Source organism: Pseudomonas rosaeacicularis (assembly GCF_057128745.1).
Genome location: NZ_JBSKHT010000011.1, coordinates 227,125 through 249,002, shown reverse-complemented (window position 1 = coordinate 249,002; position 21,878 = coordinate 227,125). Strand labels below are relative to the sequence as shown.

At 58.1% G+C, this 21,878-nt stretch carries 19 protein-coding genes; 18 read left to right on the top strand and 1 reads right to left on the bottom strand.

The genetic code is table 11. The features are described from left to right. Positions 1-213: 213 nt before the first annotated feature. The 4 genes from rhtA to ACWKWM_RS16320 all read left to right on the top strand — a co-directional run bounded on the left by rhtA (position 214) and on the right by ACWKWM_RS16320 (position 3,075). Complete coding sequence (gene rhtA, locus ACWKWM_RS16335) at positions 214-1,098, top strand: threonine/homoserine exporter RhtA (protein WP_483847129.1); 885 nt, start codon at positions 214-216, stop codon at positions 1,096-1,098. Between the two features lie 177 nt (positions 1,099-1,275). Next, positions 1,276-1,569 carry a hypothetical protein gene (locus ACWKWM_RS16330; protein ID WP_483847128.1) on the top strand — a complete coding sequence of 98 codons (294 nt, stop codon included), beginning with the start codon at positions 1,276-1,278 and terminating at the stop codon, positions 1,567-1,569. A gap of 119 nt (positions 1,570-1,688) precedes the next feature. Continuing rightward, positions 1,689-2,429 carry an SDR family oxidoreductase gene (locus tag ACWKWM_RS16325; RefSeq protein ID WP_483847127.1) on the top strand — a complete coding sequence of 247 codons (741 nt, stop codon included), beginning with the start codon at positions 1,689-1,691 and terminating at the stop codon, positions 2,427-2,429. 52 nt (positions 2,430-2,481) lie between these two features. Continuing rightward, positions 2,482-3,075: a 2-hydroxychromene-2-carboxylate isomerase gene (locus ACWKWM_RS16320; RefSeq protein ID WP_483847126.1), complete on the top strand. Its 594-nt coding sequence runs from the start codon at positions 2,482-2,484 to the stop codon at positions 3,073-3,075. Positions 3,076-3,132: 57 nt separating this feature from the next. Here the strand turns inward: ACWKWM_RS16320 and ACWKWM_RS16315 are convergent, their stop codons facing one another. Then, on the bottom strand, positions 3,133-4,941 hold the full coding sequence (locus ACWKWM_RS16315) for an aminopeptidase P family protein (RefSeq protein ID WP_483847125.1): 1,809 nt from the start codon (positions 4,939-4,941) through the stop codon (positions 3,133-3,135). Between the two features lie 958 nt (positions 4,942-5,899). Between ACWKWM_RS16315 and ACWKWM_RS16310 the strand changes: the two genes are divergently transcribed. The 14 genes from ACWKWM_RS16310 to ACWKWM_RS16245 all read left to right on the top strand — a co-directional run bounded on the left by ACWKWM_RS16310 (position 5,900) and on the right by ACWKWM_RS16245 (position 21,877). Beyond that, complete coding sequence (locus ACWKWM_RS16310; RefSeq protein WP_483847124.1) at positions 5,900-6,685, top strand: hypothetical protein; 786 nt, start codon at positions 5,900-5,902, stop codon at positions 6,683-6,685. Between the two features lie 57 nt (positions 6,686-6,742). After that, complete coding sequence (locus tag ACWKWM_RS16305) at positions 6,743-7,864, top strand: DegT/DnrJ/EryC1/StrS family aminotransferase (RefSeq protein WP_483847123.1); 1,122 nt, start codon at positions 6,743-6,745, stop codon at positions 7,862-7,864. A 4-nt stretch (positions 7,865-7,868) separates the two neighbouring features. Next, positions 7,869-9,383, top strand: coding sequence for a lipopolysaccharide biosynthesis protein (locus ACWKWM_RS16300; RefSeq protein ID WP_483847122.1), 1,515 nt, complete (start codon positions 7,869-7,871; stop codon positions 9,381-9,383). Positions 9,384-9,386: 3 nt separating this feature from the next. Continuing rightward, positions 9,387-10,316, top strand: a complete 930-nt coding sequence (locus ACWKWM_RS16295) for a glycosyltransferase family 2 protein (protein WP_483847121.1) — start codon at positions 9,387-9,389, stop codon at positions 10,314-10,316. Then, complete coding sequence (locus ACWKWM_RS16290) at positions 10,306-10,758, top strand: low molecular weight protein-tyrosine-phosphatase (protein ID WP_483847120.1); 453 nt, start codon at positions 10,306-10,308, stop codon at positions 10,756-10,758. Before ACWKWM_RS16295 ends, ACWKWM_RS16290 begins: the two co-directional genes overlap by 11 nt. After that, entirely contained in the window at positions 10,759-12,975 is a 2,217-nt protein-coding gene (locus ACWKWM_RS16285; protein WP_483847119.1) for a polysaccharide biosynthesis tyrosine autokinase, read from the top strand. 63 nt (positions 12,976-13,038) lie between these two features. Then, positions 13,039-13,839, top strand: coding sequence for a WbqC family protein (locus ACWKWM_RS16280; RefSeq protein ID WP_483847118.1), 801 nt, complete (start codon positions 13,039-13,041; stop codon positions 13,837-13,839). A 5-nt stretch (positions 13,840-13,844) separates the two neighbouring features. After that, on the top strand, positions 13,845-14,357 hold the full coding sequence (gene rfaH, locus ACWKWM_RS16275; RefSeq protein ID WP_483847117.1) for a transcription/translation regulatory transformer protein RfaH: 513 nt from the start codon (positions 13,845-13,847) through the stop codon (positions 14,355-14,357). 216 nt (positions 14,358-14,573) lie between these two features. Further along, positions 14,574-15,575 carry a glycosyltransferase gene (locus ACWKWM_RS16270; protein WP_483847116.1) on the top strand — a complete coding sequence of 334 codons (1,002 nt, stop codon included), beginning with the start codon at positions 14,574-14,576 and terminating at the stop codon, positions 15,573-15,575. Next, a complete protein-coding gene (locus tag ACWKWM_RS16265; RefSeq protein WP_483847115.1) occupies positions 15,572-16,825 on the top strand; it encodes a glycosyltransferase family 4 protein in 1,254 nt (417 codons plus the stop codon). Before ACWKWM_RS16270 ends, ACWKWM_RS16265 begins: the two co-directional genes overlap by 4 nt. Before the next feature lie 138 nt (positions 16,826-16,963). Then, entirely contained in the window at positions 16,964-18,280 is a 1,317-nt protein-coding gene (locus ACWKWM_RS16260) for a hypothetical protein (RefSeq protein ID WP_483847114.1), read from the top strand. Between the two features lie 105 nt (positions 18,281-18,385). Further along, a complete protein-coding gene (locus ACWKWM_RS16255; protein ID WP_483847113.1) occupies positions 18,386-19,513 on the top strand; it encodes a glycosyltransferase family 4 protein in 1,128 nt (375 codons plus the stop codon). Between the two features lie 9 nt (positions 19,514-19,522). After that, the gene (locus ACWKWM_RS16250) at positions 19,523-20,563 is read left to right on the top strand and encodes an acyltransferase family protein (RefSeq protein ID WP_483847112.1); all 1,041 of its coding nucleotides are present in this window, start codon (positions 19,523-19,525) and stop codon (positions 20,561-20,563) included. Positions 20,564-20,659: 96 nt separating this feature from the next. Next, the gene (locus tag ACWKWM_RS16245; protein ID WP_483847111.1) at positions 20,660-21,877 is read left to right on the top strand and encodes a glycosyltransferase family 4 protein; all 1,218 of its coding nucleotides are present in this window, start codon (positions 20,660-20,662) and stop codon (positions 21,875-21,877) included. The last annotated feature ends 1 nt before the right edge of the window (position 21,878 follow it).

Sequence of the window (21,878 nt, the reverse complement as noted above, 5' to 3'; positions counted from 1 at the left end):
ACTTCGTCCAACTACTTGATATTCAAGAAGTTTTCCGTTTCGTCTGCGCCGGAAGTGGGGCGAATTATAGACAGATCATCAGGGCCGTCAACAGGTATTTTAAAATCCTTTGAACTTAATTCAAACTATGCGAGATGGGCACTATATTGCCCAGAGCGGGGTAAATGAGGATGATAGCCCTCCACACATGTTCACTCTGATACCAATACCGTAATGAATCAACAAACCGGCCGCCCCTCCTCCTTATTAGAGCCTATAGCGTTGCTGCTGATTGCAATGGTGTCCATCCAGTCGGGAGCGTCATTGGCAAAGACCCTGTTCCCCGTTATTGGCGCGGCTGGCACCACTGCCCTCAGGCTCGTACTCGCCAGCGTTCTAATGCTGGCGATCCTGCGCCCATGGCGCGCCCCCTTCTCTGTCAGTTCCCTGCGCATGATCGTTCTATATGGCGTGGCGTTGGGCGCCATGAATCTGCTCTTCTATATGGCTATTAACCGAATCCCCCTAGGGATCGGCGTTGCGCTCGAGTTCACCGGGCCATTAGCTGTTGCGATGTATCACTCCCGCAGGCTCGCCGACTTTGTCTGGATAGCCTTGGCAGTGACGGGCTTGGCACTGCTGATTCCAATGGACCCTAGCGAAAGCCTGGACATGCTCGGAGTCATCTATGCCTTGGGCGCTGGGGTGTGCTGGGGCGCCTATATAGTCTTCGGCCAAAAGGCAGGCGCGCAACATGGCGTTCAGACCTCGGCCTGGGGTGTCCTCATAGCCGCACTTTGCGTCGCCCCCATCGGTATTACCGATGCTGGCAGTGCCTTGTTCGATCCTGCGCTGATACCGGCAGCCATCGGTCTCGCAATTCTTTCGACAGCTCTGCCCCTGAGTCTGGAAATGATAGCGATGACCAGAGTTCCGGCGCGCACCTTCGGCACACTTATGAGTATGGAACCTGCCATCGGCGCTCTGTCGGGTTTGATCTTTCTGCAGGAGCACCTTTCACTCATGCAGTGGCTCGCGATCCTCGCAATTATCGCCGCTTCGGCCGGCGCAACGCTGACGTCACGTTCACCACAACCGGTTCTGGTCTGCCCCGACTGAGCCGCAAATGGCTGTCGTTACACGATGTCACTAGCATTTGTAACGCTGTTAGGCCATGTTTACACCACCGTTATCCTGCTGTAAGCATCTCGCAACGGGCACGGTTGTTGGCTTAGGCATGGCTCGCGAATTCAAGCTAGTTGCTGACCGGCATACGTCGGTCAGGTAAGGGACAGAATGAAATACATTGTAATAACGCTGGCAGCGTTGGCTATAGCCGGGTGCGCCGCCACCTCCAAGCCAGTAAAACAAGGCAAGCGCGGCATTCATATCAATTGCTCCGGCCTCTCGTCTTCCTGGGACCGATGCTACGAACTGGCGACCAGTTCATGCGAGTCGAAAACCTTTCGGGTCATCGCCAAATCCGGCGATGCATCAGAAGACCCGGGCGACTATCCGTTCGGGCTCAATCCTGCCGGCTACACCAGCCGCAGCATGATCATCATCTGCAAGAAGCCAATCTCGCCTTAATCATGCTCCTCAGGCCGACGACCGCTTGAGCCGCATCTGTCAGCGTGGGCTCGCTTGACGCAAGGTGGAGCGTTGCATAACGTCAATCCGGTTAACGCTCGTTAATCACAGGAAACGTTATGACTGCCCAACCCCATAACAACAAAGTAGTTCTGGTCATTGGCGCCGGTGATGCAACCGGCGGCGCGATTGCCAGGCGGTTCGCCCGAGAAGGCTACATTGCATGCGTGACCCGACGCAGCGCCGATAAACTTGAGCCGTTAGTGGAAGCGATCCGCCAAGAAGGAGGCCAGGCCTACGGTTTTGCCTCTGACGCACGTAAAGAAGACGACGTCGTGGCACTGATCGAACAGATCGAGAACGATATCGGCCCCATCGAGGCGTTCGTGTTCAACATCGGCGCCAACGTGCCGTGCAGCATCCTCGAAGAAACCGCCCGCAAGTATTTCAAAATCTGGGAAATGGCCTGTTTCTCAGGGTTTCTCAATGCGCGAGAAGTGGCGATCAGAATGGCGAAACGCAAGCGCGGGACCATTTTGTTTACTGGCGCCACAGCAGGCCTTCGCGGCGCTGCCAACTTCGCCGCATTCGCAGGCGCTAAACATGCCCTGCGCGCACTGGCGCAAAGCATGGCCCGCGAGCTGGGTCCGATGAATATTCACGTCGCCCATGTGGTGGTCGATGGCGCCATCGATACCGACTTCATCCGCACGCAGTTTCCCGAGCGTTACGCACTCAAGGCCGATGACGGCATCCTTGATCCCGAGCACCTCGCCGACAACTATTGGTACCTGCACACCCAACCTAGGGACGCGTGGACGTTCGAACTGGATCTGCGCCCGTGGAACGAGCGCTGGTGACGCAACTCCCCTCCCACTCCCTCTCTATATAAGAACAAGACGGAAGGACGCGATGACCAAGACAGTGGAGTTCTATTTCGATGTCGGCAGCCCGGCCAGCTACCTCGCCTACACGCAGCTGACCAGAATCTGTGAACAGACCGCCAGCACGCTGATCTATCAGCCGATGTTGTTGGGGGGCGTCTTTAAAGCTACGGGCAATGTTTCCCCCAATGAAGTGCCGGCCAAGGCACGCTACTCGATCACTGACTTGCATCGCTTCGCCCGCCGCTATGGCGTGCTACTCAATTTCAATCCGCATTTTCCCATCAACACCCTGAACATCATGCGTGCGGTGACCGCAGTGCAGCGCCTGCACCCGGAACGCTTCATCGAGTTCATCGACTGCATGTTCCAGGCGCTCTGGATAAACCAACTGGACCTCAATGATCTGTCAGTACTGTCAGACGCTCTGCAGCGAGGAGGTTTCAATCCAGGGAAAGTCTTCGAATGGGTCAATGATTCACAAGTGAAGGACCAACTCAAGCGCACCACTGACGAGGCGATTCAACGTGGCGTATTTGGCGCACCCAGCATATTCGTGGGTGACGAGCTATTTTTCGGGCAGGACCGTATGGATTTTGTTCGCGAGGCTTTGAGCGCATGAAATGAAAAGGGCACGGCTGTCAGACCGTGCCCTAACACCCACCTATCAGGCTGTGCTTTATATAGCCACAGTTCGGGTGTTCAACCACTCAAGCGCAGCGCCCTGAATCAACGGACTCAACCGGGACCTGACTTCGCCATGGTAGTCGTTCAACCAACTGCGCTCTTCTTGCGTCAGCAGCGCTGTGTCCAGACAGCGGGTGTCGATCGGACACAGGGTCAGCGTTTCAAACGAGAGGAACTCGCCAAACTCGGTCTTGCCCGCTTCGCGATTGATCACCAGGTTTTCGATGCGCACGCCCCACTGCCCCGGACGATAGGTGCCCGGTTCGATAGACGTGATCATCCCAGGCTGCATAGCCGTTTGCGGGGTGGCGGGCACCTGATAGGCGATCACTTGCGGGCCTTCGTGGACATTCAGGAAATAGCCCACCCCGTGCCCGGTGCCATGACCGTAATTGACCCCGTCCGCCCAAATCGGCGCACGGGCAATCGAATCCAGCAACGGGGAAAGAATCCCCTTGGGGAAATGCGCTTTGGACAAGGCAATGACCCCTTTGAGCACGCGTGTGCAGTCGCGCTTTTGCTCAGTGCTTGGCTGACCGATCGGCACCATCCGTGTGATATCGGTAGTGCCGCCCAAGTACTGGCCGCCCGAATCAATCAGCAATAGCCCGTCGCCTTCAATCTGCGCGTGCTCTTGCTCAGTTGCTCGGTAGTGCGGCATGGCGCCATTGCCATTGAAACCAGCGATGGTGGCAAAACTGGGTGAGATATAGCCCGGACGCCGTTCCCGCGCCGCACTCAGCTTTTCATCGATGGTCAACTCGCTGACAGGCTCATTGCCCAATGCAGAGTCCAGCCAGGCAAAGAACTCGCACAATGCTGCGCCATCCTGCTCCATCGCTTGGCGGATGTGCGCAGTGTCCCCTTCGCTCTTGCGCGACTTGAACAGCGTCGTCGGATTCAAACCTTCGACCAGCGTCACTTCACTGTCGAGGTAATCGAGCAGGCCGCAGGTCACACGCGCCGGGTCCACCAGCAGTCGAGCTTGAGTCGGCACCTCGCGCAACGCAGCGCCAATCTGGGTGTACTCGCGCAATGTGATGCCTTCGCTTTCCAGCGTCTGGCGCAATGCGCTGTCTACCTTGTCGGACGCAACGAAAAGGCTGACGCCGTCAGGCCCGATCAGCGCGAAGGAAATGAACACCGGGTTGTAAGACACATCCGCGCCGCGCAGGTTGAACAACCAGGCGATGTCATCCAGCGTGGCGATGAAATGCCAGTCGGCGCCACGCTCTTTGATTGCGCTGCGCAGCCGCTTCAGTTTCTCGGCACGCAGCACTGTCGCCTGAGGCGCCGTGTGTTCATATATAGCTTGAGCCGGTAAGGCCGGGCGGTCGTGCCAGATTTCAGTTAATGGGTCGAGGTCGGTGCGCAGACGCGCGCCCTTCGCATAGAGATTGCTGGCAAGGGTGCGCGAAGACGCTACAGCCATCACAGCACCGTCAACGGCCACGACCGTGTCGGCTTCTGCCTGGTCCGCCAACCAGTCGAGCGGCCCTGGCTGGCCCGCTTGCAATTTCACAAGCTCAATACCGCTGCCTGCCAGTTCCTTGCTCGCTTGTTCCCAATAACGACTGTCTGCCCACAGACCGGCAAAAGTCGGCGTGACGATCAGCGTGCCAACCGAGCCATGGAAGCCCGATAGCCACTGCCGGCCCTGCCAATATCCCGGCAGGTATTCGGAAAGATGGGGGTCGGCGGAGGGCACCAACCATGCATCTATGCCTTCGCGACTCATCAGGGCGCGCGCCTGCGCCAAACGTTCAGCCACCACTCCATTGGTTTTGATCTGCGTATTCATCGAATCTCCTGCCCGAAAATTTGCGTAGCACGGGTCAGATAATGGAGCAGCGTTCACGCCTGAGCAACCGCGCGACACGCTATGGTACGTAGTAGACACCTCGCAGCAGGCACAGGCTTTTCAAACTGACGAGATGCCAATGTTAAGTCCACTGTTTGCAACACCCTCATTTAAGTGTGTTTCATGCGGATGGATACACGAAGTTTTAAGCAGCCAGTATTGAACTTGAAGTTTTAATCCCACTTCACTCGACCCTCTTTAATACGTGGAACTAAAAAAACCTTCTCAAACCCATGACTCGCTCACGTTCAAATAATGAGCGCCATAAAACCGCTGCTGCCTGCAGGCGACCAACTTCTGACGTTGGAAAATCGTCTTTTCAGCTGGTTTGCGTATCCAGCGCGCAGCCCGTGGCAGCGGCTGAAAAGCGTCACCGCACCGCTACGGTGCAGCGATGGTTTTTTGACTCCCTTTAAAATCAATAGGTTAGCTAAGCACAAATCCCGTTTATCAAAAACTTAACAGAATGTTGGCGAAATAATTTGACAGAAAGAGCGCCGCCGTCGATATATATGCATGTCAAATGTTTTCAAGAAATGCAGCAGTGCCAAAGAGCGCTACGCAGAATTCATATGACTATTACCTTTCCGTTCTGCCAACGAAATTAGTTACTACACGGCGCGTCACTTGCGTCGGTGGGAACGTGTTGGAAAAAAGAAATTTTCAAAATTACTGAGTGTGCTCGGTGTGGCGGTAGCTTTGCCTGACACAAGTTGAAAACGGTTAGACAAGCTCGACGAATCAAACACTTGGCACTCGGTGCTTCATCCGAAATGACCCACTGGATCTGCAGATTCGGGCGGTAGCGTGCCTGATCGCCCCCACGGCGATGCCGAGCTGACTACCGGCCACGACATCCGGGCTGCATTTGTCCACTCACCTTCGAGAGCTCATTGCAATGCCACTATCTTTCGCCACGGATGAGCAGCAGGTTCAACGCCTGGCTGACGAAATCGATACCCAAGGTTTTGCAAAATTAAGCGCTGCCGTCAGCGATACCGACCTTGAGCAATTGCGTGCCTGGACCGATGCCCAGGCGCAGCAGCATCAAGGCGAATATTTTGCGTATCACGGCGAACAAATGCTCGCCGGCAGTCTGCTCGCCGGGTTCTGGGCCGACCCAAGGCTCAAACATTTGCTGGCCGGTCTTTATCGCCGGGCGGCAAGACGCGATGCCGCCAGCGAGCGAATCTTCCCTGTGTTGCGCTGCGTACAAGGCACCCATGGTCAGCGCGAATCCAATTGCTTTCATTACGACGCCAGCCTGGTGACTGCGCTTATCCCGGTGTTCATTCCCACCGAAGGCGCGCAGCAAGGCGACCTGATGCTGTTCCCCAATCTTCGCGGGGTGCGCTCATGGGTCCTGTTCAATGTGCTGGAAAAGGCGCTGCTGCAAAACCGGTTCACCCGCTCGCTGATTTGCAAAGGTATGGAGCGTGGCTGGCTCAAGCCTTATGTGCTGAAGCTTGAACCCGGCAACATTTATTTCTTCTGGGGTTACCGAACCCTGCATGCCAACCAAGCGTGCAGCCCTGAGGTGAAGCGCGCAACGGCGCTGTTTCATTTCGGCGACCCGCACACCGGAAGCCTGGCCACGCGCTGGATCCTCAAGTTCAACCAGGGTCGCGCTCGACGCCTGAGCAACAAAACAGGCAGTCAGCCCCCGGCTTCGACCCAGGGTTAACCCAGCAGAATTTACGCACTACCTGCCTTACGCACTTCGTCCGACATGGAGGCTTCGATGATTAACGTAACCAAGACCTATCTAGGCGATATCGACAAGTTCAAAACCTACGTGGAAGGCATCTATTCCCGTGGCTGGCTGACCAATCACGGTCCGCTGGTGTGTGAGCTTGAAGCGCGCCTTCGCGATTACCTGGGCGTCAAACACGTCATTCTCACCAACAATGGCACCCTCGCCCTGCAAGTGGCTTATCGCGCTCTGGGCCTTAGCGGCAGCGCAGTCACCACTCCATTCAGCTTTGTCGCTACCAGCAGCTCATTGCAGTGGGAAGGCATCCGCCCGATCTTCGCCGACATCGATGCGCAGACCTGGAACATCTCCCCCGATCACATAGAAAGCCGTATCGTCTCGGACACCACTGCCATCGTCGGCACCCATGTGTTCGGCAACCCCTGCGCGGTTGAACGCATCGACGCGATCGCCAAGAAGCACAATCTGAAAGTGGTGTACGACGGCGCCCACGCCTTCGCCGTGCGTCACGCGGGCAAATCGGTGCTGGACTGGGGCGACATCAGCACCTTGAGCTTCCACGCGACCAAGCTGTTTCACACCATCGAAGGCGGCGCGATCATTACCAACGATGATGAAACCGCCCGCCGCGTTCACCTGCTGTGCAACTTCGGTATCGCCGACGTCGACAAAATCGAAGGCATCGGCATCAACGCCAAGCTCAACGAATTCTCGGCGGCGATGGGCCTGTGCATTCTGGACGACATCGAGAACATTCTTCAGGAGCGCGCAGAAATCGCTGAGCGCTACGTCAGCCGTCTTGGCGACTACGTTGATCTGCAACGGCCCGAGGCCGACAGCGAGCTCAACAACAGCTACTTCCCGATCGGTCTGGCCGACGAGCAGCAACTGTTGCGGGTGCGCACTGCGCTGAACACCAACGGTATCAACCCGCGTCGCTACTTCTATCCGTCGCTGGACACCCTGGAGTATTTGCAACCTCAGGCCGCGCAAACGGCATCGCGTGCCCTCAGCGAACGCGTGCTGTGCTTGCCCATCTATCCAGGCTTGAAGCTCGAAGATCAGGAACGCGTGATCAATACGATCATCGCCGAATGCAGCCTGGGACGTTCGCAGTACCACGTGCCCACACTCGCTCAGGTTATCTGACCCCATGCAAACCAGGCGCTCAGTCATACGCAACACTGCGTTGAGCTATGCAGGCCAGGCCTACGCTTTACTGGTGGGAATCCTGATCATGCCGTTCTACCTCGGCCATCTAGGCGCCGAGGCCTACGGTCTGATCGGGTTTTTCTCGGTGATGCAGGCCTGGCTGCAATTGCTGGACGCGGGCCTGTCGCCCAGCCTGGTTCGTGCGGTGGCTCATCAACAAGGCACGTCGGCTGCCGAACGCAGCACGGGGCGACTGCTGCGCTCGTTTGAAATGATCTTCCTGCCGCTGGCTGCGCTGTGTTGCCTGGCGATGTATCTGGGTAGCGCATGGATCGCAGTGCACTGGCTCAACGCCAAACAGCTCAGCGCACAGACACTGATCGACTGCATCTGCCTGATGGGCCTCATCATCGCGCTGCGATTGTATTCAACGCTCTATAAAAGCGGGATTCAGGGCCTTGAGCAACATGTCTGGCTGAACGCCGCCAACGTCATCATCGCCACTTTGCGATACTTCGGCGGTTTGCTACTGGTGAGCGTGTATTCGCAAGACCCGATCGACTTTTTCGTTTTCCAGGCCGTGGTGGGCGTGATCGAAACACTGATCTTCGCCGGCCGGGCCTACCAGCAGATGCCGACGCCTAACTGGTACACCGGTTTCGACTGGGCGTTGGTGAAACCGATTCTGCCCTTCGCAGCCAACATGTCAGGCGCTGCGATCCTGTGGATTCTGCTGACCCAGATCGACAAAGTGCTGCTCTCCGAACTGTTGCCGCTGCACGAGTACGGCTACTTTTCGCTGGTCGCGCTGATCACCACCGGCATCATGATGCTCAGCAACCCAGTGGCGCAGACGCTTCTGCCGCGCCTGACGGTGTTGATGGCCGAAGGTCGCCGCGACGACATGCACGCGCTGTTTCTGGCGGCACACCGCTTCATCTGCACCTTCATGTTTCCATTGGCAGCGCTGATTGCACTGCACGCCGACTCAATGGTTTACGCCTGGTCGGGCGATCAGGCCGCCGCGCAATGGTGTCGCTCGATTCTGCCGTGGTATTCGCTGGGCAGCGCAATCCTGGCCGCCAGCGCGTTTCAGTTCTACTTGCAGTACGCCTACGGCCAGATGCGATTGCACATGTGGTACAGCGTGGTATCTGCGCTGATCACGGTACCGGTGATGTTCGTGTCGATTCACTATTACGGCGCGATGGGTGCGGCGATTGCCTGGTTTGTCCTGCGCGCCGTCTCCTTCGCGATCTGGCCTGCGGTGGTGCACAACAAGCTGGCACCGGGCATTCATGGGGAATGGCTGCGCGACGTCATTCGCATCGGCGTGATGACTGGCGTGGGCCTTGCCATCAGCGAGCCGGTCTTTCGCATGATCGCCGGCCAGGACCGCCTGAGCACCTTCCTCGGGCTTGCCGTAAGCGGGCTGATCACCCTGATCGTGGTTGCCGCGAGCTACAAACCGCTGGTGACAAAGATTTCTGTCCTGTTCAGCAAATTGAGTACATGAGCCATGGATGCCACTAGCAAGATGACCCGAACCGAGCAACCTGCCGCTCCTCTCTTGAGCATCGTCTGCCCGGCTTACAATCAACAAGACTACATAGCGCAGACGCTGGACGCCTTTCTGGCCCAGCAGACGACATTCGCCTTCGAAATACTGATCAACGACGACGCCTCCACCGACGGCACGGCGCGGATCATCGCTGACTACGCCAAACGCTTCCCGGATCTGATTCGCCCCTTCTACAGCGAAGTGAATCAGTACTCCCAAGGCAAGCCGTCGGTGCCGGGCCTGTTCGGCAAGGCGCGGGGCCGCTACATCGCGTACTGCGAAGCCGACGATTACTGGACAGACCCGCGCAAATTGCAGCTGCAGGTGGACTTTCTCGAAAGTCACCCCGATTACGTGCTCACGTACCACGATGCGGTGTCCTTCGATGCCAACGGCCAATACGGCGTGCAATTGCAGGGCAAGCTACGAGGTGATGCCACGGCGCTTGAACTGCAGCAGGCGCGACCGATCTCGACACTGACCACCTGCTTTCGCAATGTCTTCGACCGGCTGCCTGCAGAATTGGAAGGCGCGCCGCTCAATGATCTGGTGTGGTGGTCGCTGCTGGGGGCGTTCGGCAAAGGCAAGTTTCTCGGCGAAATCAAACCCGCCGCCTACCGCCTCCATGCTGGCGGCGTGTTCTCCATGCGCTCCAACAAACGCAAGCTGCACATGAGTCTGCAAACGGCAGGCGCCCTGGCCAACTACTACAACCGCCTGGGCAACCAGCAATTGTACGAGTACTTCCTGGCGCAACTGGTGGGCTACTCGCTCTCAGCCATGTCCCCGCAGAACAAGGTGCTTACGCTGTCGCAAGTGGCGCTCAATTTCAGTACCAACATCAGCAAGAGACTGATGCCGACGCTTAATAAAGGTCATGTTCAGTAACGTTCTGGTGGTCTGCGTCGGCAACATTTGTCGCAGCCCCATGGCCGAAGCGATGCTTGCGCATCGTGTTTCGGGGTCCGGCGTGATGATTTCATCGGCCGGCACCCACGCCATGCTCAGCTCGACCATGGACCCGCTTGCCCAGGCCGTCCTGCAGGTCAACGACATCCCCCCCCACAAACATCGCAGCCGCCAGGTCGATGTGCAGATGCTGCACCAGGCCGACCTGATCCTGCTGATGGAACACCGACAGATGCAAAGCGTGCTCAAGCTTGCCCCGGAGGTTCGAGGCAAGACGTTTTTGATTGGCAAGTGGCAGCAAGACCTGGAAATAGCCGACCCATACCGGCGCCCGAAATTAGCCTTTGAACAGACCTACGAGCAGCTTTCGCGTTGCGTCGACGACTGGCTTCCTTATCTTCAGTCAGGAGAAACAAGATAAATGACCGTCATGAACCGTACTTCCCTGGAGGACTTTCAGGACTCCCGGATCGATTTGGCGACTATCTTGCGCACATTATTCGATCACAAAGGAATGATTGCATCGATAGTCGGTGTGTGTGCCCTCCTGGGGCTGACCTACGCAATCATCGCGACGCCCATCTATCAGGCCAACGCGATGATTCAGATCGAGCCTAAAAAAATCGGCATCGAGGGTCGCACTGAAGTCAACAGCAAGCCGCTGTCGGTGTCCCAGGCGACCACTGAAATCGAGCTGATCAAATCCCGCGCCGTGCTGGGTAAAGTCGTCGAAGACTTGAAACTCAACATCGTGCAAAGGCCCAACTACATACCGGGCATCGGCAGCTACATGGCACGCAGGTTCAAGCCTGATCACGAAGGCGCGCTGGCCGAACCTATGTTCGGTCTCAACAGCTACGCCTGGGGTGGCGAGAAACTCGACATTTTCCAGCTCGAAGTGCCCGAGGCGCTGCAAGGCGACAAGCTGACTCTGGTCGCTGGCAAACCTGGCAATTTCTCGCTGTATGACCAGGATCACAACCTGCTGCTCAAGGGCGCGACCAACCAGATGGTTGAAAGCAACGGCATCAAGATTCAGGTCGCCACGCTCAATGCGCGTCCAGACACTGAGTTCACGGTGATCAAGCAACGCACCCTGACCGCCGCCCTGGACTATCAGGACCGACTGAAAATCGCTGAAGCCGGCAAGGATTCCGGGATCGTTTATCTGACGATTCAGGACGCAGATCCGGTTCTGGCAAAACGCATTCTCAACGAAGTCAGCCGTCTGTATGTGCGCCAGAACGTTGAGCGCAGCTCGGCCGAAGCCGCTCAGCGCCTTGAGTTCCTGCGCTCCCAGTTGCCTGCCGTGCGCAAGCAACTGGAGCAGTCGGAAACCGCGCTGAACAACTTCCAGACCAGCGCCAAGTCGGTTGACCTGAGCATCGAGACCAAAGCAGTGCTCGATCAGGTGGTCAAACTGGACGGCACCCTGTCTGAGCTGAAAATGAAACGCGTTGAAGTCGAACGCCTGTACACCCCGGAGCACCCGACCTATCGCGCATTGATCACCCAGATCGGGCAGATCGAATCGCAGAAACAGGGCTTGCTGAAGAAGATCGAAGCATTGCCTGCTACTCAACAGGAACTGCTGCGCCTGACCCGTGACATGCAAGTGACGTCGCAGACCTACACCCTGCTGCTCGACAAGAGCCAGGAGCAGGACATCCTGCGCGCCGGCAGCATCGGCAACGTACGGGTCATCGACAACGCCGACGCCAATGTCGAGGACCCGGCCAAGCCGATGAAGAAAATCATCGTGCTGATCGCCACCCTCGTCGGTCTGTTGCTCGCAGTGGCTACTGTGTTCGTGCGCCAGGCGTTCTATCGTGGCGTCGACAACCCTGAAGTGATCGAAAACCTCGGTATGCCGGTGTATGCGTCGCTGCCGTTCTCGCGTCAGCAAGAGCGCATGGACAAGAACACCCAGAATGGTCGCGCCACCAAGGATTCGAAACTGCTCAGCGTCAGCGCGCCAACGGAGCTGGCCATCGAATCGCTGCGCAGCCTGCGCACCAGCCTTCATTTCGCGATGCTCGAAGCGCGTAACAACGTGCTGATGATCTCAAGCCCGACGCCGGGTGTGGGCAAATCGTTCGTCTCCAGCAACCTGGCAGTGATCATTGCCCAGACCGGCAAACGCGTATTGCTGATCGACGCCGACATGCGCAAAGGCTACCTGCACAAGGTGTTCAACCTGACGCCCAAGCACGGTTTGTCCGACACGCTGGCCGCCCGCTTGAAGAGCAACGAGGTGATCAACCACACCGAAGTGCGCAACCTGGATTTCATCTCCTGCGGTTTCGCGGCGCCTAACCCGTCGGAGCTGTTGATGCACGACAACTTCAACAAGCTGATCAGCGATTTGTCACCGCTGTACGACTTGGTGCTGGTGGACACCCCGCCGATCCTCGCCGTCACTGACGCCGCCCTGGTGGGTCGTCAGTCGGGCACTTGTTTGCTGGTGACGCGATTCGGTCTGAGCACCGCCAAGGAAATCGAGGCGTGCAAACGTCGTCTCGGCCAGAACGGCATTGTCATCAAAGGTGCAATTTTCAACGGTGTACTGCGCAAGGCCTCTACCGCCGATTACGACTGCGCCGCTTACGGTTACGACTACTCCACCGTTCGCAAATAAGACCCTTGGCCCGCCAAGACTCTTCACAACCTCAGAGCGCAGCAACACCACAAGGAGATCCAAATGGCCAGGACCATTGCAGTGATGCAGCCGTACCTTTTTCCCTACCTGGGCTATTTCCAGCTCATCGCCGCAGCAGACGTCTTTGTCCTGGGAGACGATCTGCAGTACATCCGTTCAGGCTGGGTCAATCGCAATCGCATACTGCATCACCATGAAGCGAAGCTGATCACCTTCCCGCTCAAGAAGGATCGCTATCAGTTGCCGATCAACCAGCGGCAACTGTGCGACAACTTCAACGAGGAGGCCGAACGCCTGATCGCCCTCATCACCTACTGCTATATCAAAGCGCCTTACTTTGCGCAGGTGATGCCGCTGATCGAACGGTTGATCCGCTTTCCGCAGATGAATATTGCGCTGTACACCGAACATGCGATTCGGGAAATGTGTGCTTATCTACACATCTCCACGCCGATCATGCGAGGCTCTGACTTGATGCTGGGCAAGCCTGCGGACAAGCAGGAACGCATCATCCGCATCGCTCACACCTTTCAGGCCACGACCTTCATCAACCCTGAAGGCGGATCGGTGTTATATGACCGCGATCATTTCGCGCGCAACCGACTGTTGGTACGTTTTTTCCGGATGGATCCGGTGGTCTACCGGCAGTTCAGGCAACCATTCGTCGCCAATCTGTCGATTATTGATGTGCTGATGTTCAACTGCGTCGAACAGGTTCAGCAATTGCTGAGCTGTTACACGCTGGACAAGGATGGCCCCGTGGCTGAACCCGACCTGCTGGCCGGATTGGCGCAACATCCTGACGTCGCTTCTGTCTTGCCAAACCAGATTGCAGTGGAGTGAAGAACATGTCCCAAGCCAATAACCCGGCGCGTTGGTATTTGATTCAGACCAAACCCCGTCAGGAGGCCCGCGCCGCCGAGCATTTACAGCGCCAGCTTTTCGAGTGCTACCGGCCGTTGAAAGCGGCTGAGAAAAAGCGTGGCTCGCGGGCCGCCGCCGAGGAAGAGTTGTTTCCAGGCTATCTGTTTATCCGCATGGACCAGACCCACGACAACTGGTACCCGATTCGCTCAACCCGTGGCGTTGCGCGCATCGTGACCTTCGGTGGCATGCCGGTGCCGGTGCAGGACGCGCTGATCGATCAGATCCGCGAACGCCTGATGGCCCCCGTGCCCAAGGTGCAGTTTCAGGAAGGTGAAGCGGTGCGGATTACCGCCGAAGGTTTCAATGATGTGGAAGCCATTTTCCTCACTGCCGATGGCGATGAACGCGCCGTTATCCTGCTCAATCTGTTGCAGCGCGAGCAGAAAGTGACGCTACCTGTCAGCAGCCTGGTGCGGGCTGAAGTCCGGGCCTAGCCCTTCAAGCTCTCTGTAGGAGCCAACTTGTTGGCGAGATGGCTGGTGTGGTGTGTCAGCCAGGATGTCTCGCGAACAAGTTCGCTCCTACAGGGATTTGCCTGGCAATACCGCCTTCGCGGGCAAACGCGCTCCTACAACTGAATTCACAACTTCGTCTTTCCGTTGGCCGTGCCTGCGCGCGGTTGATCGTCCCCCTTCGCCCCGGAACTCACCATGACCAACAAAACGACTTTGGTGACGCTCACCTATGGTGATCGTTTCAACTACTTGCACACGCTGGTCAGCCGTTCGCTGGAAAGCCCGTTGATCGACCGGGTGATCATTGTAAGCAACGCCTCCACCGCGCCGCTGGAAACCCTGCGTCGCAGCTGGCCCGATCAGGTCAGCGTGATTTACCTGCACGAAAACACCGGTTCAGCCAAAGGTTACTCGGTGGGTATTCAAGCGGCGCTCGACGCAGGTGCCGAGCACATCTGGCTGATGGACGACGACAACGCGCCAACCATCAATGCCATCGCCACCCTACACAGCGTGCTCGATGAGCGCAAAATCATCGACGGTGAAGACAAGGCAGCGGTTCTGGGTTTCCGCCCCACGCACCAGGCCGACATCGCCGCGGGCGTGCCCAATCGTTTTGCCATTCAGCGCCGTTCCAGTTTTTTCGGCTTTCACATCGCCCAGTTGCCGTACAAGATCTGGCGCCGTTTGCCGTGGGGTGCGCCGCAGCAGCCAGAGAAAAAGCTGCCACTGGTGCAGCTGCCGTTCGCGACTTACGGCGGTTTGCTCGCGCACCGCAATCTGTATCGCCGGATCGGTTTGCCGCTGGACGCGCTGATGCTCTACGCGGACGACAGCGAATACACCTGGCGTATCACTGCTGGCGGCGGGCGGATTTTCCTGGTCCCGGATGCCTTGCTCGATGACCTGGAAAACTCCTGGAACATCAAGGCGCACACCAACAACATCTACGAAAGCTTCCTGCTCGGCGGTTCTGACTTGCGGGCCTATTACGGCGCACGCAACCAGGCCTGGTTCGACAAAAACATCTGGTCCAATTCCTCGATGCTCTACGGCCTCAACCGCTGGGTGTTCTTTCGCTTGCTGCGCCTGATTGCCAAGCAACGCGGCGCCGAAGTGCGCCTGAGCCTGATCGAAAAAGCCATCCGTGACGGTGAGTCCGGCGTATTGGGTCTGAATCAGTCGTATCCGCTATGAAAATCCTGTTTATCAGCAGTCTCTATTCGCCTCATATCGGCGGCGGCGCGGAAATCATTCTCCAGCGCACCGCCGAAGGGCTGCAACAGCGTGGCAGCGAAGTCAGCGTGCTGGTCACAGGTCCCGACGCCGGCCTGAGTGTCGACATGGTCAATCAGGTCAAGGTCTACCGCGCCGGGTTACACAACTTCTTCTGGCATTTCAGTTCGCAACGGCCCGGACGGCTGGCACGCCTGGGCTGGCATCTGCGCGATCGCTACAACGGCGCGATGCGCGCGTACGTCAAACAAGTAATCAAGCAGCAACAACCTGACGTGGTGGTGTGCCAAAACCTCGCGGGCTGGTCAGTCTCGGTGTGGGATGAAATCACCGCTGCTGGCGTGCCCATCGTTCAGGTGCTGCATGACATGTACCTGATGTGCCCCAGCAGCAACATGTTCAAGAAGGGTCGCTGCTGCCAGCAGCAATGCGGCACCTGCCAGCAGTTCCGCAAAGGCCATGACGTGCGCTCGGCGCAAGTGTCGACGGTGGTCGGGGTCAGCAACTACATGCTCGAGAAGCTGCAAAAGCACGGTTACTTCAAAGGCTCCCGGGGTTACGTGGTGCATAACGCCAGCCCCTACGCGCAAGTGCGCAGCGCGCCGGCACGGGTGCTTCAGATTGATTTGCGGATGAATAAAGCGCCGCTGCGTTTTGGCTATATGGGTACGTTGTCGGATCAGAAAGGCGTGCGCTGGTTGATCGAGCAATTCCAGCGCCTGCCGTTCGACGCGACCCTGCAGATCGCCGGGCGTGGCCAACTCGATGATGAAGCGCGGCTCAAGGCGTTGGTGACATCGCCCAACATCAGCTTTGTCGGCTACCAAAAGCCCGAAGTGTTTTACAACCAGATCGACGTCGCCGTGGTGCCGTCGATCTGGAACGAACCCTTCGGCCTGGTCGCCGTTGAAGCCTGCGCGCACTCGGTGCCGGTGGTTGCCAGTCGCATGGGCGGTTTGCCGGAAATCATTCAGGACTCGCTCAACGGTTTGCTGTGCAGCCCCAGCGACCCGGACTCTCTGGGTCAGGCAATGCTCAAGTTGCACCAGCAACCGGAGCTGCTCAAGCGCCTGAGCCAGCAAGCGCGAGTCAGTGTCGCGGCGCTGCTCAGCGTCGATCTGATGCTCGACAGCTACGAAAGCATCTTCGCCCAGACCGTCCTGGACAACACCACACGCCACGACGCAAGGATCGCCAGCAAAATCGTCTGACCAGTCCTTTGTTGGTCGCTACTCAACCGTTCAAAACGCTCAATCCCAAACGCCTTATCGCCGATGCCGACGTTTTTCTACGGCCCGAGACTTACCTGAGCAAGCGCTCCGGACCGCGCCTCTTCATTGAGACACACCATGCCCAACACGCACCTGAAAACGTTACGACAACCGTTGATGGTTCTCCTCCTGGGCTTGTTTTTCAGCTGTGCGGCAGTCGCTGAAGAGTCGTTCATCATTGGCGTCGATACCCACCTGATGAACAAAAACGCCACCTCGGCCAAAGCGCTGCAGATGCTTGAAGAAGCCGGCGTCGACTCGGTTCGTGACGACGCCTATTGGTCGACCGCGGAGCCCAGGCGAGGCTTGATGAGGATTGAACCCGCTTGGCAGGCTTATTTGAGCAAGGCGCAGGAACATCATTTGCGCCCGCTGTTGGTGCTCGGTTATGGCAGCCCGTTCTACGACAACTACGCCAAACCGCGCGTACCTGCGGTCAGAGAAGCGTTTGGCAACTACGTCAATTTCGTTACGCGCCAACTCACCGACAGCGTGGATTTTTACGAAGTCTGGAATGAGTGGGACAAGGAAAACCCGGTGGACCCCGCGTTCGCCCGGGACTACGGCCTCCTGGTCGAGGAAAGTGCCCGGCGTATCCGCAGCAATGAGCGGCCAATGATGATTCTGGCCGGCGCGGTCACCAGCCAGGGTATGGACCTGGGATTCGCAGACCGACTGGTGGAGTCTGGGATTCTCAACCACGTCGATGGGCTGTCGCTGCACCCGTATGTGCACTGCCGCTATGAAGAACGCCACACGCCAGAGCGCTGGATTGCCTGGCTGCGCTGGGTGGACGCAGACCTGCGAACCATCGCCGCGCGCCCGGTGCCGCTGTACCTGACCGAGATGGGCTGGCCGAGTAACGACGGCAAGTGCGGGGTCAGTGAACAACTGCAATCGGCTTATCTGGCGCGCAGCTATTTCCTGGCCCAGACGCTGCCGGATATCAAGGGTTTGTGGTGGAACGGCCTGCTCAACGACGGCGCCGACCGCCAAGATCCGGAACAGAACTTCGGGCTGCTCAATCAGGACCTCAGCGTCAAACCTGCGTACCTGACCCTGAAAGCGATCAGCCCGACGCTGCATGAATTTCGTTACGACGCTGAGAAAAGCCGCGAAACCGATTCGCAATTTCTGCTGCGTTTCAGCAAGGGTTCGGAGCAAGTGCTGGTGGCGTGGAGCACCGGTCTGGCCCGCCCGATCAAGGTCGACGCCAGCAGCGTACTTCACGGCAACGTGCATTACATCGACACCGCGCATCCGCAAAACGGTTTGGTGGACAGCGGTATTGCCTGGTCCTGCAACGACGGTCGCTGTTCGGCGCAGGTGCCCATCGACGAGTTTCCGAAAATTATCAGCCTGGGGACACGGCCGGCATTGTTCGCCCTGCCCTGAGGCTATGCCCGCCAGCAAGTGCGGTTGATGCCAGGAGCGACGTTTTGGTCGAGCGCTCCCAAAGCTTTTGAAACGACCCATCACTTTTACAACAGGTCGAACCCGATGATTGTGATCAATGCACGTTTTCTCACGCAGGAACTGCGCGGTGTCCAGCGCTTTGCCGAACAGACTTGCCTTGCGCTCAAGCAACTGCGCGATGACGTAGTCTTCGTGGCGCCCCATGACATCAGGATGCACGAAAGTGCCAAGGCGCTGGAGGTGCAGTGCATTGGCAGCCACCGCGGTCACTTGTGGGAACAACTGGACCTGCCGCTGTACCTGCGGCGCAATGGCAGCCCACTGTTGATCTCTCTGTGCAGCACCGCCCCGTTGTTGTACGGCAACCAGATCGCCACGCACCACGACATCACCTACGTGCGCCACCCGGAAAGCTACACCCGCTCGTTCCGTCTGCTGTATCGGACCATGACCCCGATCATGCTCTCGCGAATCAAGACATTGCTGACCGTGAGCAATTTTTCCAAGGGCGAGATTTCCCAGTTCTACCGCTACCCGGAGAAGAAAATCCTGGTCGTGCCGAACGCTGTCAGCGGCGCTTTCCAACCGGGGCCGCCGATCAAGGACGGCGCCAACTACCTGCTCGCCGTGTCATCGCCCAGCGCACACAAGAATTTCAACCGGATGATTCAGGCGTTTCTGATGCTGCGCAACCACGATGATCTGCAGCTGCACATCGTCGGCGCCGCCAGCGAGATCTTCGCCGATGAAAGCCTGCAACGGTTGGCCTCCCGCGACTCGCGAATCCGCTTTCTGGGGCGGCTCAGCGACAGCGAACTGATTGCTCAGTATCAAGGCGCCACGGCGTTCGTGTTCCCTTCGTTGTACGAAGGTTTCGGCATCCCGCCGCTGGAAGCTCAAGCGTGCGGCTGCCCGGTGCTGGCGGCCAACGCGGCGTCCATCCCCGAGGTGCTGCAAGCCAGCGCGTTGTATTTCGACCCGCTGGACGTCAGCCACATGGCCTCCGCGATGGAACGCATCCTGGTTGACATGCCGCTGCGCCAGTCACTGCGTCGGCGCGGCTTGAGCAACGTCACCCGGTTTTCCTGGGAAGAGTCAGCGCGGCGTGTCTCGCAGCGCATCGACACCCTGATCAACGCCTCCATGGATCGGCGCGGCACAAGCAACAGCGGCGACACCCTGCAGCGCGAATCTTCTTCGAGCAAGCTGTGAGGCATTGGCATGAAACGTCTGGCCTATCTTGATGCACTGCGAGGCATCGCCGCCTTGATGGTGGTGTTCACTCACCTGTACGCACCGATCATCGGGCATGTGTGGGTGCTCGATTACCTGATTGATCCGGGCAAGCTTGGGGTGCTGTGGTTTTTCATGATCAGCGGCGTAGTGATTCCGTTCAGTCTCAAGCCTGGGCCTGACGGGCCGCGACGTTTTCTGATCTCGCGCTTCATGCGCTTGTACCCCGCGTACTGGCTGTCATTGCTGGTGTTTCTGGTGATGCTCAGACTGACCGGCGCAGAGTTTCCGGGCTGGCCGCAAATCATCGCCAATCTGACCATGGTGCAAGCGGCCATGGGCTTTGATGACGTGATCGGGCTGTACTGGACGCTGTTCATCGAAGTGGTGTTTTACGCGCTGTGCCTGACGTTATTCGTCGCCGGCAAGCTGTACGACCTGACGTTTCGCAGCCGCTGTGCGCTGGTGTTTCTGCTGATGGCGCTGGCCATGGGCATGGTCCGCGCGGTGACCGAACGCAAGCTGCCCGTGGCATTGCCGTTGGCCCTGTCGCTGATGTTTTTCGGCTCGGTCTGGCGTCAGTGGCTGCTGGGTGAACACAGCCGCCAGCTCACACGCAACCTGGTGCTGCTGCTGGTCGGTTTCACCGTGCTGCTGCCGCCCACGCTGATCATGGCGTACAGCAAGGACATGGGCACCGGCGAAACCTGGGGCCGTTACTTGTTCACGTACTTCGTTGCGATCAGCAGTTTCCTGCTGCTGACCCGCAGCGTACGTCTCAATCACCCGGCGCTGGTGTGGCTGGGGGCCGTGAGTTACTCGCTGTATCTGCTGCACCCCTCGATGTTGATGCTGAGCCAGTTTTTGCTCGAACCCACCGGCGCCTCGGCGCTGATCAACGCGCTGTTTGCCACCGTACTGACGCTGGGTGTTGCCCACCTGAGCTTCCGTTTGATCGAAACACCTTTTATCCAATTGGGTAAACGCCTCAACGACCGCAACGCCAAGACGCAGCCCGTGCGCGTCTGAAGTAGCGCCTGCGCAATCACAGGAAGTGGGACGCCCCTCGCGAGCTTGGCTCGGCGTACAGGGGCATTTCTTCGGCCGCTAATGCAGAGAATTCCAATGAAAATTGCAATCGTCCATGACTGGCTGGTGACCTACGCCGGTGCCGAACGGGTACTGGCTTCGCTGATCAATATCTGGCCCGAGGCGGACTTGTTTTCCGTCATCGATTTTTTGAGTGACGAAGACCGCGCCCATCTGGGTGGCAAAGTCGCTAAAACAACCTTTATTCAACGCCTGCCAAAAGCCAAGACCCGTTATCAGCGCTACCTGCCGCTGATGCCGATGGCTATCGAGCAACTTGACCTGTCCGGCTACGACCTGATCATCAGCAGCAGCCATGCCGTGGCCAAAGGCGTGCTGTGCGGTCCGGATCAGGTGCACATCAGTTATGTGCACTCGCCCATCCGTTACGCTTGGGACCTGCAGCATCAATACCTCAACGAAGCCGGTCTGGCCGTTGGCCTCAAGAGCAAGGTCGCGCGGATGATCCTGCACTACATGCGCATGTGGGATCAGCGCACTGCCGCAGGCGTCGATGATTTCATCGCCAACTCCTACTTCATCGGCGGGCGCATTTCCAAAGCCTACCGCCGCGAGTCCACAGTCATTTACCCGCCGGTTAACACCGAAGGCTTCACCCTGCAAGAGCACAAGCAGGAGTACTACTTCACCGCCTCGCGCATGGTGCCGTACAAGCGCATGCCGATGATCATCGAAGCCTTCGCCGCCATGCCCGACAAGCGCCTGATCGTGATCGGCGACGGCCCGGAAATGGAGAAGGCCAAAGCGATCAACGCACCCAACGTCACCCTGCTGGGCTACCAGCCGTTCCCGGTATTGCTGGAGCACATGCGCAACGCCAAAGCGTTCGTCTTTGCCGCCGAAGAAGACTTCGGCATCAGCCCGGTAGAAGCCCAGGCCTGCGGCACCCCGGTGATCGCGTACGGCAAGGGCGGCACGCTGGAAACCGTCTGCGGCATGGATCATCCGCAGCCCACAGGCGTGTTCTATCAACAGCAGACCGTGGAATCGCTGGTCGCAGCGGTCACGGAATTCGAAGCCTCGCAGTCGCGAATCACCGCCCAGGCGTGCCGCAATAACGCCGAGCGTTTCTCCCAGGAGCGCTTTGAAACCGAGATGCGTCAGTTTGTCGAGGTGCGTTTGAGCATGGCGCGTCAGGCACGTGTCCCTGCGCAATACCGCCAACCACAAGCCGTGCCGGTTCTGGTCAGCAACGAGCTGACTGGCCGGGTCGTCCCGATCAAATCTGTCTGAG

Excerpts from the sequence above, each read along its gene's own strand:
- rhtA (WP_483847129.1), top strand. The coding sequence starts at position 214 with ATGAATCAACAAACCGGCCGCCCCTCCTCCTTATTAGAGCCTATAGCG.
- ACWKWM_RS16330 (WP_483847128.1), top strand. The coding sequence starts at position 1,276 with ATGAAATACATTGTAATAACGCTGGCAGCGTTGGCTATAGCCGGGTGC.
- ACWKWM_RS16325 (WP_483847127.1), top strand. The coding sequence starts at position 1,689 with ATGACTGCCCAACCCCATAACAACAAAGTAGTTCTGGTCATTGGCGCC.
- ACWKWM_RS16320 (WP_483847126.1), top strand. The coding sequence starts at position 2,482 with ATGACCAAGACAGTGGAGTTCTATTTCGATGTCGGCAGCCCGGCCAGC.
- ACWKWM_RS16315 (WP_483847125.1), bottom strand. The coding sequence starts at position 4,941 with ATGAATACGCAGATCAAAACCAATGGAGTGGTGGCTGAACGTTTGGCG.
- ACWKWM_RS16310 (WP_483847124.1), top strand. The coding sequence starts at position 5,900 with ATGCCACTATCTTTCGCCACGGATGAGCAGCAGGTTCAACGCCTGGCT.
- ACWKWM_RS16305 (WP_483847123.1), top strand. The coding sequence starts at position 6,743 with ATGATTAACGTAACCAAGACCTATCTAGGCGATATCGACAAGTTCAAA.
- ACWKWM_RS16300 (WP_483847122.1), top strand. The coding sequence starts at position 7,869 with ATGCAAACCAGGCGCTCAGTCATACGCAACACTGCGTTGAGCTATGCA.
- ACWKWM_RS16295 (WP_483847121.1), top strand. The coding sequence starts at position 9,387 with ATGGATGCCACTAGCAAGATGACCCGAACCGAGCAACCTGCCGCTCCT.
- ACWKWM_RS16290 (WP_483847120.1), top strand. The coding sequence starts at position 10,306 with ATGTTCAGTAACGTTCTGGTGGTCTGCGTCGGCAACATTTGTCGCAGC.
- ACWKWM_RS16285 (WP_483847119.1), top strand. The coding sequence starts at position 10,759 with ATGACCGTCATGAACCGTACTTCCCTGGAGGACTTTCAGGACTCCCGG.
- ACWKWM_RS16280 (WP_483847118.1), top strand. The coding sequence starts at position 13,039 with ATGGCCAGGACCATTGCAGTGATGCAGCCGTACCTTTTTCCCTACCTG.
- rfaH (WP_483847117.1), top strand. The coding sequence starts at position 13,845 with ATGTCCCAAGCCAATAACCCGGCGCGTTGGTATTTGATTCAGACCAAA.
- ACWKWM_RS16270 (WP_483847116.1), top strand. The coding sequence starts at position 14,574 with ATGACCAACAAAACGACTTTGGTGACGCTCACCTATGGTGATCGTTTC.
- ACWKWM_RS16265 (WP_483847115.1), top strand. The coding sequence starts at position 15,572 with ATGAAAATCCTGTTTATCAGCAGTCTCTATTCGCCTCATATCGGCGGC.
- ACWKWM_RS16260 (WP_483847114.1), top strand. The coding sequence starts at position 16,964 with ATGCCCAACACGCACCTGAAAACGTTACGACAACCGTTGATGGTTCTC.
- ACWKWM_RS16255 (WP_483847113.1), top strand. The coding sequence starts at position 18,386 with ATGATTGTGATCAATGCACGTTTTCTCACGCAGGAACTGCGCGGTGTC.
- ACWKWM_RS16250 (WP_483847112.1), top strand. The coding sequence starts at position 19,523 with ATGAAACGTCTGGCCTATCTTGATGCACTGCGAGGCATCGCCGCCTTG.
- ACWKWM_RS16245 (WP_483847111.1), top strand. The coding sequence starts at position 20,660 with ATGAAAATTGCAATCGTCCATGACTGGCTGGTGACCTACGCCGGTGCC.